Here is a 13,610-nt window from a genome sequence, read left to right on the forward strand (position 1 = left end):
CCATCATGACGCCCACCAGCGGAAATCGGAAGTGAGGCGTCAGGAGGCCCGGCAGGGCCGGGGGCCTACACGATGGCGGGCTGTTCCGGGTCCTGCGCGGGTGCGGGGCGCGCGCCCCCGAACTGGGTGCGGTACAGCTCGGCGTACCGCCCCTGCGCGGCGAGCAGTTCCTCGTGGGTGCCCTGCTCCACGATCCGCCCGGCCTCGACCACGAGGATCCGGTCGGCGGAGCGGACCGTGGACAGGCGGTGGGCGATCACGACCGCCGTTCGGCCGGCGAGGGCCTCGGCGAGGGCCTCCTGCACGGCGGCCTCGGAGGTGTTGTCGAGGTGGGCGGTGGCCTCGTCCAGGATGACGACGCGCTGGCGGGCCAGCAGCAGCCGGGCGATGGTCATGCGCTGCCGCTCCCCGCCGGACAGGCGGTATCCGCGCTCTCCCACGACGGTGTCCAGTCCGTCGGGCAGGGACCGCACGAGCTCCTCCAGCCGGGCCCGGCGCAGGGCGTCCCACAGCTCGTCCTCGCCGGCCCCGGGCCGGGCCAGCAGGAGGTTGGCGCGGACGGTGTCGTGGAAGAGGTGCCCGTCCTGGGTGACCATGCCCACGGTCTCGCGCAGGGACCGCGCCGACAGGTCGCGGACGTCGACGCCGCCGATGCGCACCGCTCCCCCGTCGGCGTCGTACAGGCGCGGCAGCAGCTGGGCGATGGTGGACTTGCCGGCGCCGGAGGACCCCACGAGCGCCACGGTCCGGCCTGCCTCCGCGCGGAACGAGACACCGTGCAGCACCTGTTCGCCGCCCCGCTCGTCCAGGGCGGCGACCTCCTCGAGGGATGCCAGGGAGACCTTGCCGGCGGCCGGGTAGCCGAAGCGCACGTCGTCGAACTCGACCGCCACGGGCCCCTCGGGCACCGGACGGGCGCCGGGTCTGTCCTCGATGAGCGGCTTCAGGTCGAGCACCTCGAAGACCCGCTCGAAGCTGACCAGGGCGCTCATCACCTCGACCCGTGCCCCGGCGAGCGCGGTCAGCGGTGCGTACAGCCGCGTCAGGAGCAGCGCCAGCGCGACGACCGCACCGGGCTCCAGGGTGCCGCGCAGGGCCAGGTAGCCGCCGAGGCCGTAGACCAGGGCCAGGGCGAGGGCGGAGACGAGGGTGAGGGCGGTGATGAACGCCGCCTGGGCCGTGGCCGTGCGCACCCCGACGTCCGCCACCAGGCGGGCGCGTTCGGCGAACTCCCGGGACTCCTCCTCGGGCCGTCCGAAGAGCTTGACGAGGGTGGCGCCGGGTGCGGAGAACCGTTCGGTCATGCGGGTCCCCATCGCCGCGTTCAGCGTGGCCGCCTCCCGCTGCATCCGGGCCATACGGCTGCCCATGCGGCGTGCCGGGAGCACGAACACCGGCAGCAGCACCAGCGCGAGCAGGGTGATCTGCCAGGAGAGGGTCAGCATCACGGCCAGCGTGAGCAGGAGGGTGACGAGGTTGCTGACCACTCCGGACAGGGTGTTGCTGAACGCGCGCTGGGCGCCGATGACGTCGTTGTTGAGACGGGAGACCAGGGCGCCCGTACGAGTGCGTGTGAAGAACGCCACCGGCATGCGCTGCACGTGGTCGAAGACGGCCGTGCGCAGATCCAGGATGAGGTGCTCCCCGAGCGTCGCCGAGAGCCTGCGCCCGAGGACGCCCAGCACCGCCTCGGCGACCGCGATCACCGCGATGAGCAGGGCCAGGCGTACGACGGCCGCCTCGTCGCCGTCCGACACGATGGTGTCCACGACACTGCCGGCCAGCACCGGCGTGGCCACCGCGAGCAGCGCGGTGCCCACGCCCAGCAGGACGAACAGTACGATCCGGCGCCGGTGCGGACGGGCGAAGGCGCCGACGCGGCGCAGTGTCGCCAGGGCGAAGGGGCGGCGCTCCTGCTGGGCGTTCATGACGCTGTACAGCTGCGTCCACGCCGTGGTCTCCATGCTCATGGGTGGGAACGTAGGACCTCAAGCGGCGTTGAGGTCAAGGAGCTCGCGCAACAGCCCCGACATCCCGCACAATCGGCCCGATCCCCCTCTTCCCCGACCCACCGCGCAAAGGTCCCGATGACGCTTCCCACGCAGCCGCTTCCCGCGCGCCATCCGCAGGCTCCGCTTCCGCAACCCGCCGTTGGCGCGGGGTGGGAAGCCTCGTCCGATGTGACAGCGGTTCAGCTTCCCGACGTCCGGCCGGCCCGGCTCCCCCGTCGCGTCCCGGCCCGCCGCGTGCGGCAACTCCTGTGCCTGCTGCCGCTGCTGGCGGTCACCGTGGTCGCGGTGCGGCACCGCTCGGTGCTCGCCGAGGGCTTCGCGCACCTGCGCACCGCCGAGTGGCCGTGGCTGCTGGCCGCGACCGGGGCGACCTGTCTGACCTGGGTCGCCGCCTCCTGCACCCGGCAGGGCGCGGTCGTCGAGTGCCTCCCCCGACGGCGGCTGCTGGCCACGCAGTTCGCGGCCGGCGCCGCCAACCACATGCTGCCGACCGGGCTGGGCGCGAGCGCGGTCAACCTGCGCTTCCTGTCGGTGTGCGGGCTGCCGCTGGCCCGCTCCTCGGCCGCCCTCGCGCTGTACCTGCTGGCGGAGAGCGTCGGCCGGGTGGCCCTGCTGGGCGCTCTGCTCCTGGCGTTCCCCGGTGCGTTGCGGCTGGGCGCGCTCGTCCCGGAGGCGGCGTTCGGGCCGCTGCTGGCGGGGGCGGGCGCGGTGCTGGTGATCGCCGTGCTGGTCCTCGTCCTGGTGCGGCGGCTGCGCGCGGCGCTGGTGTCGTTCCTGCGCACGGCGCTCGGTGAGGCGCGCCGGGTGCACACCCGCCCGGCGCGGGCGCTGGCGCTGTGGGGCGGCGCGCTCGCGTTCCCGGCGTTGCAGGCGTCCGTACTGGTGCTGGTGGGACGGGCGTTGGGGCTGGACGTGCCGGCCGGCCACATGGCGGTGGCCTATCTGGCGGCGACGGTCGCGGTGGCGCTGGTGCCGACCCCAGGCGGGATCGGGTCGGTGGAGGCGGCGCTGGTCATGGCGCTCGTGGCGGCGGGCGGCCCGGCCGCGGTGGCCACGGCCGTGGTGCTGGCCTTCCGGGTCGTCACCGTGTGGCTGCCGCTGGTGCCCGGGGCGCTGACGCTGGCGGCGCTGGTGCGGACGAAGGTGATCTGACCCGGCGCCTCCGGCGTGCGTGACGGTGCGTCATGTGCCCCGGGTCACCCTCCGCTCACCCCGGCCCGCGGTACGGAACCCCGTGCGGGATGCGGCAGGATGAACGACCGTGCCGACCGCCGGGCCGGGTGGCCGGACACCATCGGACATCACGCAGAACGAGCAGGTGACGACGTGACGACACTTCACATCCGACCGCCGCGGACGGCGTTCGCGGCGCTTCGCCTCCCCGGAGGTGAGCGGTGAACCGGGCCCTCACCCTGGACGATCTGCTGTTCGCGGGCATCGCGCTGGCCTCGGGCCTGCTGGCGGCGTTCGCGCTGCGGGTGCTGCTGCGCTGGCTGGGCGGGCACGCGGACCGGACCCGCTGGAGCGGGGACGACGTCATCGTGCACGCGCTGCGGGCCGTGGTGCCGTGGGCCGCGGTGGTCGGCGGCGTGGCGGGCGCGGCGGCGGTGCTCCCGCTGACCCGGGCGGTGCAGCACACCACCAACCAGGTGCTCACCGTGCTGCTGATCTTCGTCGCGACGGTGTCGGCGGCCCGGGTGGTGACCGGGCTGGTGCGCTCGGTCACCCAGTCCCGGTCGGGGGTCGCCGGTTCGGCCACGATCTTCGTGAACATCACCCGGATCCTGGTCCTGGCGATCGGCTTCCTGGTGGTGCTCCAGACCCTGGGCATCTCCATAGCGCCCCTGCTCACCGCCCTCGGCGTCGGTGGCCTCGCGGTGGCGCTGGCCCTTCAGGACACCCTGGCCAACCTGTTCGCGGGCATCCACATCCTCGCCTCCAGGACGGTCCAGCCCGGCGACTACATCCGGCTCAGCAGCGGCGAGGAGGGCTACGTCGAGGACATCAACTGGCGGCAGACCACCGTCCGGAACCTGTCCAACAACCTCGTCGTGATCCCCAACGGCCAGCTCGCCAAGGCGAACATGACGAACTTCATGCGCCCCGAGGAGCAGCTGACCATCCTGGTCCAGGTCGGGGTCGCCTACGACAGCGACCTGGAGCACGTGGAGCGGGTGACCAACGAGGTCGTCGCCGAGACCATGGCCGAGGTCGAGGGGGCCGTGCCGGACCACGAGCCGATCATCCGGTTCCACACCTTCGGCGACTCCCGCATCGGCTTCACGGTGATCCTGGGCGTGGGCGAGTTCAGCGACCAGTACCGGATCAAGCACGAGTTCATCAAGCGGCTGCACCGGCGCTACCGGGCGGAGGGCATCCGCATCCCCGCCCCGGCCCGGACCGTGGCACTCCAGCAGGGCGCGGTGGTCATCCCGCAGCAGCGCACCGGCGCGATCGAGCCGGGCGCGCTGCCGGTCGCCGGCTTCGACTGAGCCCGGCCGCGGCCGCCCGGCGGCCGGGTCCCGGCCGGGCGCGGACGCGCTCCGCGTCCGGCCGGTCGCCCGCCGTCACTCCCGCCGGCTCCGGGGCCGTGGGCGTGGGGCCGGGCGGCGGCGCACGGCCCCGGATGGCCGTCCGCGGGCCGGGGCGCCCGGGTCCCGCGCCGACCTGGGTCTTCGCGGGCGGCGGGCCGGATGGCGGGAAACTGGGCCCGGACCCCTGTCGAGACCGGGTCGATCACGAGATATCTTGATGTCGAGCAATGTTGCAGACGTGGAGCGGAGCACCCGGTGACTGACTCGACCATCATCTATACGCACACTGACGAGGCCCCCGCCCTGGCGACGTATTCCTTCCTGCCGGTGGTCCGGGCGTACGCCTCGCAGGCGGGTGTCCCGGTGGAGACCCGCGACATCTCGCTGGCCGGGCGCATCATCGCCGTCTTCCCGGAGTACCTGGCCGAGGACCAGCGCATCCCGGACGCCCTGGCGGAGCTGGGCGAGCTGGCCAAGACGCCCGCCGCCAACATCATCAAGCTGCCGAACATCTCGGCGTCCATCCCGCAGCTCAAGGCCGCGATCGCCGAGCTGCAGGGCCAGGGCTACGCGCTGCCGGACTACCCGGACGACCCCAAGAGCGACGAGGAGCGCGAGATCCGCGCCCGCTACGACAAGGTCAAGGGTTCCGCCGTGAACCCGGTCCTGCGTGAGGGCAACTCGGACCGCCGCGCCCCCGCCTCGGTCAAGAACTACGCCAAGTCCCACCCGCACCGCATGGGCGCCTGGACCTCCGAGTCCAGGACGAACGTGGCGACCATGGGCGAGAACGACTTCCGCTCCACCGAGAAGTCCGTGGTGATCGCCGAGGACGGCACGCTGCGCATCGAGCTCGTCGGCGACGACGGCTCCACCACGGTGCTGCGCGAGTCCGTACCCGTCCTCGCCGGTGAGGTCGTCGACGCCTCCGTGATGCGCGTCGCCGCCCTGCGCGAGTTCCTGACCGCGCAGGTCGCCCGCGCCAAGGCCGAGGGCATCCTGTACTCGGTGCACCTGAAGGCCACGATGATGAAGGTCTCCGACCCCATCGTCTTCGGCCACGTGGTGCGCGCCTTCTTCCCGAAGACCTTCGCGCAGTACGGCGAGAAGCTGGCCGCGGCCGGCCTGAGCCCCAACGACGGCCTGGGCGGCATCTACAAGGGCCTGGAGGCCCTGCCGGAGGGCGCCGAGATCAAGGCCTCCTTCGACGCCGAGCTCGCCGAGGGCCCGGAGCTGGCGATGGTCGACTCCGACAAGGGCATCACCAACCTGCACGTGCCCTCGGACGTCATCATCGACGCGTCCATGCCGGCCATGATCCGCACCTCCGGCCACATGTGGGGCCCGGACGGGCAGGAGCACGACGCCCTCGCGGTCATCCCCGACTCCTCGTACGCGGGCGTCTACCAGGCCGTGATCGACGACTGCCGCGCCAACGGCGCCTTCGACCCGTCCACCATGGGCACGGTCCCGAACGTCGGCCTCATGGCGCAGAAGGCCGAGGAGTACGGCAGCCACGACAAGACCTTCGAGATCCCGGTCACCGGCACGGTCCGCCTGGTCGACGCCGACGGCACCGCGCTCATCGAGCAGGCCGTCTCGGCCGGCGACATCTTCCGCGCCTGCCAGACCAAGGACGCGCCGATCAAGGACTGGGTGAAGCTGGCCGTCACCCGCGCCCGCGCCACCGGCGACCCGGCGGTGTTCTGGCTGGACGAGACCCGCGCGCACGACGCCAACCTGATCGCCAAGGTCAACACCTACCTGGCGGAGCACGACACCGAGGGCCTGGACATCCGGATCCTCGACCCGGTCGAGGCGACGAAGCTGTCCGTGGAGCGCATCCGCCGCGGTGAGAACACCATCTCCGTCACCGGCAACGTGCTGCGCGACTACCTGACCGACCTGTTCCCGATCCTGGAGCTGGGCACCAGCGCCAAGATGCTGTCGGTCGTCCCGCTGATGGCGGGCGGCGGCCTGTTCGAGACGGGCGCGGGCGGCTCCGCCCCGAAGCACGTGCAGCAGCTGGTCAAGGAGAACTACCTGCGCTGGGACTCCCTCGGCGAGTTCTTCGCCCTGGTGCCCTCCTTCGAGCAGTACGCCAAGGTGACGGGCAACGCCCGCGCCCAGGTGCTGGCCGACACCCTGGACCGCGCCACGGCGACCTTCCTCAACGAGGACAAGTCCCCGACCCGCCGCGTCGGCGGCATCGACAACCGCGGCAGCCACTTCTACCTGTCCCTGTACTGGGCGCAGGAGCTGGCGCGGCAGACCGAGGACGCCGACCTGGCAAAGGCGTTCGCGCCGCTGGCCGAGACGCTCGCCGAGAACGAGCAGAAGATCGTCGACGAGCTGGTCTCCGCCCAGGGCAAGCCCGTCGACATCGGCGGCTACTACCAGCCCGACGCGGCGAAGGCCGCCGAGGCCATGCGCCCGTCCACCACGTGGAACGAGGCCCTGGCGTCGCTGAGCTGACGCCCCGGACCGACCGGTCCACCCGCTCCGCCCCGGCCGCGCTCCGCCCCGGCCGGGGCGGAGCCCTGTGCGCGGCCGTGCCCGGTTCGACGGGCACGCCGCACGACGGACGACACCCCGCCCCCGGAGCCGCCCCGTGACCGACGCCGCGCCGCCCTTCGCCCTGCTGCCGGGGGCCGCCGCCTCCCCGGTGATCCTCCATGTGCCGCACGCCGCCCGCGCCGTCCCGCCCGCCGTACGGGCCGGTATCGCGCTCGGCGACGAGGAACTGGCGCGCGAGCTGGACCACATCACGGACGCGCACACCGACCGGATCGCCGAGAGGGCGGCCGGGCTGGCCGGCGTCACGCCGTGGCGGTTCGTGAACCGCCTGTCGCGACTGGTCGTCGACCCGGAGCGGTTCCCCGACGAGCGGGAGGAGATGCTGGCCGTCGGCATGGGCGCGGTGTACACGCGCACCACGCACGGTGAAGCGCTGCGGCCCCCGGGCGCCGACACCGGGCCGCTCATCGAGCGGTACTTCCTGCCGTACGCGCAGGCCATGGCCCGAGCCGTGGCGGACCGGCTGGCGGCCTGCGGCCGGGCCGTGATCATCGACGTGCACTCGTACCCGAGCCGGCCGCTCCCCTACGAGCTGCACGGGCAGGGGCCCCGCCCGCCCGTCTGCCTGGGCACCGATCCCTTCCACACCCCGGCGGCACTCCTGGACGCCGCCCGGCGAGTGTTCGGGGAGACCGGGCTCGACACCCCGTTCAGCGGGACCTACGTGCCCCTGGAGTTCCACGGGACCCGGCCCGAGGTGAGCGCGCTGATGGTGGAGATCCGCCGCGACACCTACATGCGCGAGCCGGGCGGCCCCGCCGGACCCGGACTGGAACGGCTCGCGGGCGCGCTGGCCCGGCTCACCGACGCCGTGTCCGGCCCGGCCGCCACCGGCTGAGGCGGTTCGGACGCCGGCCGGCGGGCGCGCCCGTCAGGCCCGCAGCCACTCCGTCACCACCACGTCCCCGCCCGTCCGCAACCGCAGGGCGAAGGGGCCGGACGGCGGCGGGCCGCCCGAGAAGCGCCCGAGGTCGTCGGCGGTCAGCGGGGTGCCCGGCCGGGGCCCGCCCAGGACCTCCACGCGCGCCGGCTGCGGCGGCAGCACCTGCCCGATCAGGCCGTGCGCGCCGACCTCGACGTCGACGCTCACCTCGCCCGCCTGGAAGGTCAGCATGCGGGGCGCGTCGGTGACCCCCCGCACCGGGAGGGCGTCGACCAGCGAGTCGAAGGTCAGCTCGGCCACCCGCGCACCGGGGTCGTGCAACGCGTAGGCGTCCAGGGCGATCTGGTGCAGTTCCGACGGCACGGGGTCGAGCACGGCGGCGGCCTGCCGCAGCTCCTCCTCCAGCAGCTCGTCGTCGAACTCCCGGTCGTCGAAGTCCTCCTCGCCGAAGAGGTCGTCGTCCCGCATGCCGCTCATGCCGCCCCCCGTGCCTCGAGCCGGGCCCGCAGGCGCCGCAGACAGCGCTGGCGCAGCGGTCCGATGCTGCCCACCGCGATCCCGAGCGCGGCGGACACGTCCTGGTAGCTCGGCGGCGGTGTCGCCATCAGCACACGCAGCAACTGCCTGCACCGCTCGCCCAGTTGCTCGAACTCCCGCCACAGGCTGCGCACCCGCTCGCTCTGCTCGGCGGCCTCCTCGGCGTCGAGCAGCGACTGCTCCGGCGTCCCGTCCTCGCTGGGCCGGTCCAGCAGGCCCGGATCGTCGGTCAGGGTCAGCCGCTGCGCGCTCCTGATCACCTTGAGGCACTCGTGGCGCGCGGTACTGGCCAGCCAGGCGCCCGCCTTGCCGGGTTCACGGATCCGCCCGAGGTGCTGGGCGAAGCGGAACCAGGTGGTCTGGTAGACCTCGTGGGCGTCGGCGTCGGAGAGCCGGTGGGCCCGGACGACGGACCAGACCAGGGGGCCGAGCCCCTCCACGAGCGCCTTCCAGGCAGCCGCGTCGCCCTCGGCCGCGGCCTGGACGAGCGCGCCGGCATCAGTACGGTCCACGGCAGCCCCACCCCTCGAGTACGGCACGTCATCGTACGCCGTGGAGGGGGCTGTTCCGGTCCGTGCGGTGGTCCTCACCGTCCCGGGGCCGGCTGCAGGACCGGGACCGGGCGCCAGGTCGGCGGACGCAGGGCCGCCACGGCCGCCCCGCGCACCTGCGCCGACCCGGCGTCGGAGGCGAGCAGGTCCCGCCGGGCGGCCCGCGGGTCGCGCTCCTCGTGCGCGGTCATGCGGGCGGCGACGAGGCCCGCGGTGACGGGGGTGGCGAAGGAGGTGCCGCTCCACTGCGCGTAGCCCTCGAACATCACCTGGTCCGGCTTGGCCGCCGCGCCCTCGTCGCTCAGCACCCCGCTGTGACCGGGGGTCTGGCAGGTGCAGCCGTAGCCGGAGCCGTAGCGGCACGCGTCGTACGTGGAGTGCTGGTACACGTACGGTACGGGCGAGTCGAAGCCGGTGAGGGGGGCGGTGAGGCGCTCGCCGGGGGCGTAGACCTTCACCCAGGGGCCGTGGTTGGTGAAGCAGGCGCCGCCCTCGCCGTCGCTGCGCAGGGCGCCGACCGACAGCACGCAGTCCTCCCAGCCGGGCAGGCCGGCGTAGGCGGCGGGCCAGAAGGGGTTGCCGCTGCCGTTGTTGCCGGCGGCGGCGACCAGCAGGGTGCGCTGGTCGCGCAGTTCCCGCATGAAGTTCTCGACGCCGAGCAGGCCGTCGGTGCGGCCGTTGGAGGTGCCCGCGGACAGACTGAGGATGTCGGGCCAGCCGCTCGCGTCGACGGCTTCGAACAGCTTGTCCCCGAACTCCGACTCCAGCACGGCACCGGCGTCGTTGAGGCTGCCGCGCACGGTGATGTCGGTGTTGGGCGCGACGGCGGCGACGAGCCCGGCGATGAACGTGCCGTGCCCCACGTACTGCTGGAGGATCCCCCGCTCGTCGCGCTCGCGGACCTGGGCGTCGCCGACGGTGTGGGCGAGCAGGCCGCAGGAGCGGTGGTCGTGCATCAGGCCGGTGTCGACGACGAGGACGCCGACGGCGGTGGCCGGGTCGTGGGGGGTGCCCGCGGCGGCCGGGTTGGGCGGCTCGCTGAGCGGGGCGGGGACGGGTTCGTCGCCGGGGCAGGCGTTGACCGCGATGTGCACCACGTGGTTGCGGGCGGCCATCCGGCGTCCCGCCCGGGACTCGTGTTCCCGTACCGAGCGCAGAGCGTGGACGACCGCGCGGTCGGCGTCCCGGCCGCCCTCGCCCGGGTCGCCGACGCGGATCCGGGTGATGCCGCTGCGGTTGGTGAGCGGCCCGGCCCGGCGCACCTGCTCCTGGTCGAGATCGGGTGCCGCCGTGAAGTGGGCCCGCACGGCGTCCTCGACGACCCGGGCCTCCTCGCCGTCGCGGACGAGGACGACGCCCTTCTCGTACATGAACTCCGCCGCATCGTCGGGTCCCATCGCCAGGGGGACGTCCGGCATCGAGCGCTGGATCTGGTCGAACTGCTCGTGGAAGCGCTGAGGTGCCATGCGGGTCCTCTCGGGGGCGACGGCGTCGGTCGGTGCCGCGGAGCGGGCGTCGATTCTCTTCGACTGGAGCCGCCGTGCGCCTTCTTGATACACCGCCGCCCTGTGGGGCGCGGGCCTGCGGCCACTACCATCCGAGGAGTGACGGCGGGAAGCGAGTCGGTTGCGGAGCTGCTGCCCCTGGTGTTCGCCGACCCGGGCGAGGCCCTGGCGAAGGCGCGGGCGCTGCTGGACACCGGTCCGGGCCCGCTGGAGGCGTCCGTCGCCCACCAGGTGATCGGCATCTGGCAGCGGGACTTCGGCGATCTGCGGCTCGCGATCGGCCACCTGCGGCGGGCCCGGGCGTGCGCCGCGCGCGCCGGCTCGGCCGACCGGGAGGCGGATGTGCTGGCCACCCTGGGCGTGGCCCTGGTGCACGCGGGGCGCACCCGGGACGGGCTGGCCGCGTTCGAGCGGGGGGTGGCGCGGGGCACCGGGCACACCCGGGCGCGGGTGCTGTTCCGGCGGGCGTACGTGTGGTGGGTGCTCGGGCACCACCGTGAGGCGCTGGAGGACGTGCGCCGGGCCGTGCCCGTGCTGCGGCAGGCGCGGGACGTGATCTGGACGGCACGGGCGCTGACCCTGCGGGCGACGGTGCACCTGGCGCTCGGCGCGGTGGAGCGGGCCGAGGCGGACTTCACCGCGGCCGAGGCACTGTGGGAGACCACCGGGCAGGAGCACGACAAGGCGGACGCGGTGGAGAGCCGCGGGCTGGCCGCGTTCCGTTCCGGGGACGTGCCGGCGGCACTGCGGCTGCTGGACGAGGCCCAGGAGCGCTACGCCCGGCTCGGCACACCGACGTTCATGCTGGTCATCCGGCGCTGCGAGGTGCTGATGGCGGCCGGGCTGGCACCCGAGGCGCTGGCCGAGGCGGACACGGCGATCGGCCGGCTCGACGGCATCGGCGGGCAGTCCACCCGCAAGGCGGAGCTGCTCCTGGTCGCCGCAAGGGCCGCCCGGCTGGCCGGGGACCCGCAGACGGCGATCGCCCGCGCCGCCGTCGCGGTCCGGCTGTTCGCAAGGCAGCGGCGCACCTGGTGGGAGACGCACGCCCGGCTGGTGCTGACCGAGGCGCGGCACGCGGCCGGGCGCGGTTCGGGCCGGCTCGTCGCGGACGCGGCGGCGCTGGCGCAGCGGCTGGCGGCCTTCGGTGCTCCCGCGGCGCCGGAGGCCTCGCTGCTCGCGGGCCGGATCGCCCTGGACCTGGGGTGGACGGCCGACGCCGAGCGGCACCTGGCGCTGGCCGCGCGCAGCCGGCGCAGCGGCCCGCCGCTGGCGCGGCTGACGGGCTGGTCCGCGCAGGCGCTGCGGGCGCGGGCGGCCGGGTCGGCGCGCGGGGTGCTGGAGGCGTGCCGGCGCGGTCTGGACCTCCTCGACGACCACCGGACGACGCTGGGCGCCTCGGAGCTGCGGGCCCGGGCCACCGCACAGGGTGCCGAGCTGGCCGCGCTGGCGCAGCGGGCCAGTCTGGTCTCCGGCGGGCCGCGGCGGCTGCTCGTGTGGAGCGAGCGCTGGCGGGCCACCGTGCTGGCGGCCCCGCCGACCCGGCCGCCCGCCGACCCCCTGCTGCTGAGCGGCATGACGGCGTTCCGGGAGATCGCGGCGCGCGCGGAGGCCGCCCGGATGGAGGGCCGGCCGGTGGTGGCGCTGGAGCGCGAACAGCGGCGCCTGGAACGGGAGATCCGCTCCCGCACCCTGCACATCCGGGGTGCGGCACCGGGCGAGGGGAACCGGTTCGACGTGGAGCGGCTGCTGGAGCGGCTGGGCGACGAGGTGCTGCTGGTCGAGCTGGCCGTGCTCGACGGACGCGTGCAGGTGCTGCTGTGCGGGCGGGGCCGGGTGCGGAGGTTCGAGGCGGGGTCGCCCGCCGAGGCGGAGAGGGAGGCCGAGCACGTGCAGGCGGGGCTGCGGCGGCTGGCCCACCCGGGGGCGGACGCCCGGCTGCCGGTGGTGGAGGCGGCGGGGCGGCGGCTGGAGGACCTGCTGCTGGGCCCGGCGGCGGCACAGCTGGGCCGCGGGCCGGTGGTGATCGTGCCGCCGGGGCGGCTGCACCGGGTGCCGTGGGCGCTGCTGCCGTCGCTGCGGGAGCGGGTGCTCAGCGTCTCGCCGTCGGCGGCGAGTTGGCTGCGGGCCCGGGACACCGCGCCGCCGGCGGACGGCCGGGCCGTACTGGTCCGTGGCCCGGGTCTGGCCGGCGCGGGCGCGGAGGTGACGGAGCTGGCCGGGCGGTACGGCGGGGCGACGGTCCTGGAGGGCGGCGGGGCGCGGGTGTCGCGGGTGCTTCGCGAGCTGGACGGGGCGGGACTGGCGCACATCGCCGCGCACGGCACGTTCCGTGCGGACAGTCCGCTCTTCTCCTCGTTGCGGATGGCCGACGGCCCGATCGTCGTGCACGACTTCGAGCGGCTGGACCGCAGCCCGTACCGGATCATCCTGTCCTGCTGCGACACCGCGCGCCTCGCGTCGGTCGGGGCGGACGAACTGCTGGGCCTGGTCACGGCGTTGCTGCCGCTCGGCACGGCGGGGGTGGTGGCGTGCAGCGCCCCCGTGAACGACGCCGCGGTCGTGCCGCTGATGCTCGCGCTGCACAAGGGCCTGGACTCCGGGCTGTCCCTGGCGGAGGCACTCCGCGACGCCCGAGCCGCCCTGCCCGGCGACGCCCTGCACCAGGCCACGGGCTGGGCCTTCTCGGCCTTCGGCGCGGCCTGACCCGCCCCTTGCGGGTCGGGCCACCTGGTCGGTGAGCGGCCATGGTTACGGGCGCCCCCACACACCGGGCCCCGGGACGGAACTCCCGGCCCGCGCGGTGACCTGACCCATGCCCTACGCGGGTCGGGCCGCGCCCGGGACCTCAGGCGCGGGCCGACCGGCCCCGGAGGACCAACGGGACGGCGACGCCCGAAACAACGCCGTACCAGGCCCCGGGCCGAACTCCTGGCCGCTGGTCGGCAGACGACCGGACCGCAGCCGCGGGCCAACCGGCCCCGGGACCGACAGGACCCGAGCCTGCGCGG

General features: G+C 74.7%; 9 protein-coding genes. 5 read left to right on the top strand and 4 right to left on the bottom strand.

The genetic code is table 11. The annotated features are described in order from the left end of the window. Positions 1 to 65: 65 nt before the first annotated feature. Positions 66 to 1,964 (bottom strand): ABC transporter ATP-binding protein, encoded by a 1,899-nt coding sequence (locus ACZ6ZN_RS02820; RefSeq protein ID WP_469643934.1) that lies wholly within the window; start codon positions 1,962 to 1,964, stop codon positions 66 to 68. A gap of 216 nt (positions 1,965 to 2,180) precedes the next feature. On the opposite strand from ACZ6ZN_RS02820, the gene ACZ6ZN_RS02825 reads away from it, so the two are divergent. The 4 genes from ACZ6ZN_RS02825 to ACZ6ZN_RS02840 all read left to right on the top strand — a co-directional run bounded on the left by ACZ6ZN_RS02825 (position 2,181) and on the right by ACZ6ZN_RS02840 (position 7,961). Beyond that, positions 2,181 to 3,164, top strand: coding sequence for a lysylphosphatidylglycerol synthase transmembrane domain-containing protein (locus ACZ6ZN_RS02825; protein WP_469642587.1), 984 nt, complete (start codon positions 2,181 to 2,183; stop codon positions 3,162 to 3,164). A gap of 242 nt (positions 3,165 to 3,406) precedes the next feature. Further along, on the top strand, positions 3,407 to 4,504 hold the full coding sequence (locus tag ACZ6ZN_RS02830) for a mechanosensitive ion channel family protein (protein WP_398107744.1): 1,098 nt from the start codon (positions 3,407 to 3,409) through the stop codon (positions 4,502 to 4,504). A 297-nt stretch (positions 4,505 to 4,801) separates the two neighbouring features. Beyond that, the gene (locus tag ACZ6ZN_RS02835) at positions 4,802 to 7,021 is read left to right on the top strand and encodes an NADP-dependent isocitrate dehydrogenase (protein ID WP_469642589.1); all 2,220 of its coding nucleotides are present in this window, start codon (positions 4,802 to 4,804) and stop codon (positions 7,019 to 7,021) included. A gap of 136 nt (positions 7,022 to 7,157) precedes the next feature. After that, positions 7,158 to 7,961 carry an N-formylglutamate amidohydrolase gene (locus ACZ6ZN_RS02840; RefSeq protein WP_469642592.1) on the top strand — a complete coding sequence of 268 codons (804 nt, stop codon included), beginning with the start codon at positions 7,158 to 7,160 and terminating at the stop codon, positions 7,959 to 7,961. 33 nt (positions 7,962 to 7,994) lie between these two features. On the opposite strand, the gene ACZ6ZN_RS02845 is transcribed toward ACZ6ZN_RS02840, so the two are convergent. From ACZ6ZN_RS02845 to ACZ6ZN_RS02855, 3 genes are all read right to left on the bottom strand, one after another. Next, on the bottom strand, positions 7,995 to 8,483 hold the full coding sequence (locus ACZ6ZN_RS02845) for a hypothetical protein (protein ID WP_451878534.1): 489 nt from the start codon (positions 8,481 to 8,483) through the stop codon (positions 7,995 to 7,997). After that, on the bottom strand, positions 8,480 to 9,055 hold the full coding sequence (locus ACZ6ZN_RS02850) for an RNA polymerase sigma factor (RefSeq protein ID WP_398107748.1): 576 nt from the start codon (positions 9,053 to 9,055) through the stop codon (positions 8,480 to 8,482). The genes ACZ6ZN_RS02845 and ACZ6ZN_RS02850 overlap by 4 nt, the downstream gene beginning before the upstream one ends. Positions 9,056 to 9,129: 74 nt before the next feature. Further along, positions 9,130 to 10,560: a S8/S53 family peptidase gene (locus ACZ6ZN_RS02855; RefSeq protein ID WP_451878533.1), complete on the bottom strand. Its 1,431-nt coding sequence runs from the start codon at positions 10,558 to 10,560 to the stop codon at positions 9,130 to 9,132. A gap of 138 nt (positions 10,561 to 10,698) precedes the next feature. On the opposite strand from ACZ6ZN_RS02855, the gene ACZ6ZN_RS02860 reads away from it, so the two are divergent. Further along, positions 10,699 to 13,305 (top strand): CHAT domain-containing protein, encoded by a 2,607-nt coding sequence (locus ACZ6ZN_RS02860; RefSeq protein ID WP_451878532.1) that lies wholly within the window; start codon positions 10,699 to 10,701, stop codon positions 13,303 to 13,305. Positions 13,306 to 13,610 lie beyond the last annotated feature (305 nt).

Source organism: Streptomyces sp. NPDC053665 (assembly GCF_055585285.1).

Bases quoted from the DNA above. Each gene is read 5' to 3' on its own strand.
- ACZ6ZN_RS02820 (WP_469643934.1), bottom strand. From the start codon at position 1,964: ATGGAGACCACGGCGTGGACGCAGCTGTACAGCGTCATGAACGCCCAG.
- ACZ6ZN_RS02845 (WP_451878534.1), bottom strand. From the start codon at position 8,483: ATGAGCGGCATGCGGGACGACGACCTCTTCGGCGAGGAGGACTTCGAC.
- ACZ6ZN_RS02855 (WP_451878533.1), bottom strand. From the start codon at position 10,560: ATGGCACCTCAGCGCTTCCACGAGCAGTTCGACCAGATCCAGCGCTCG.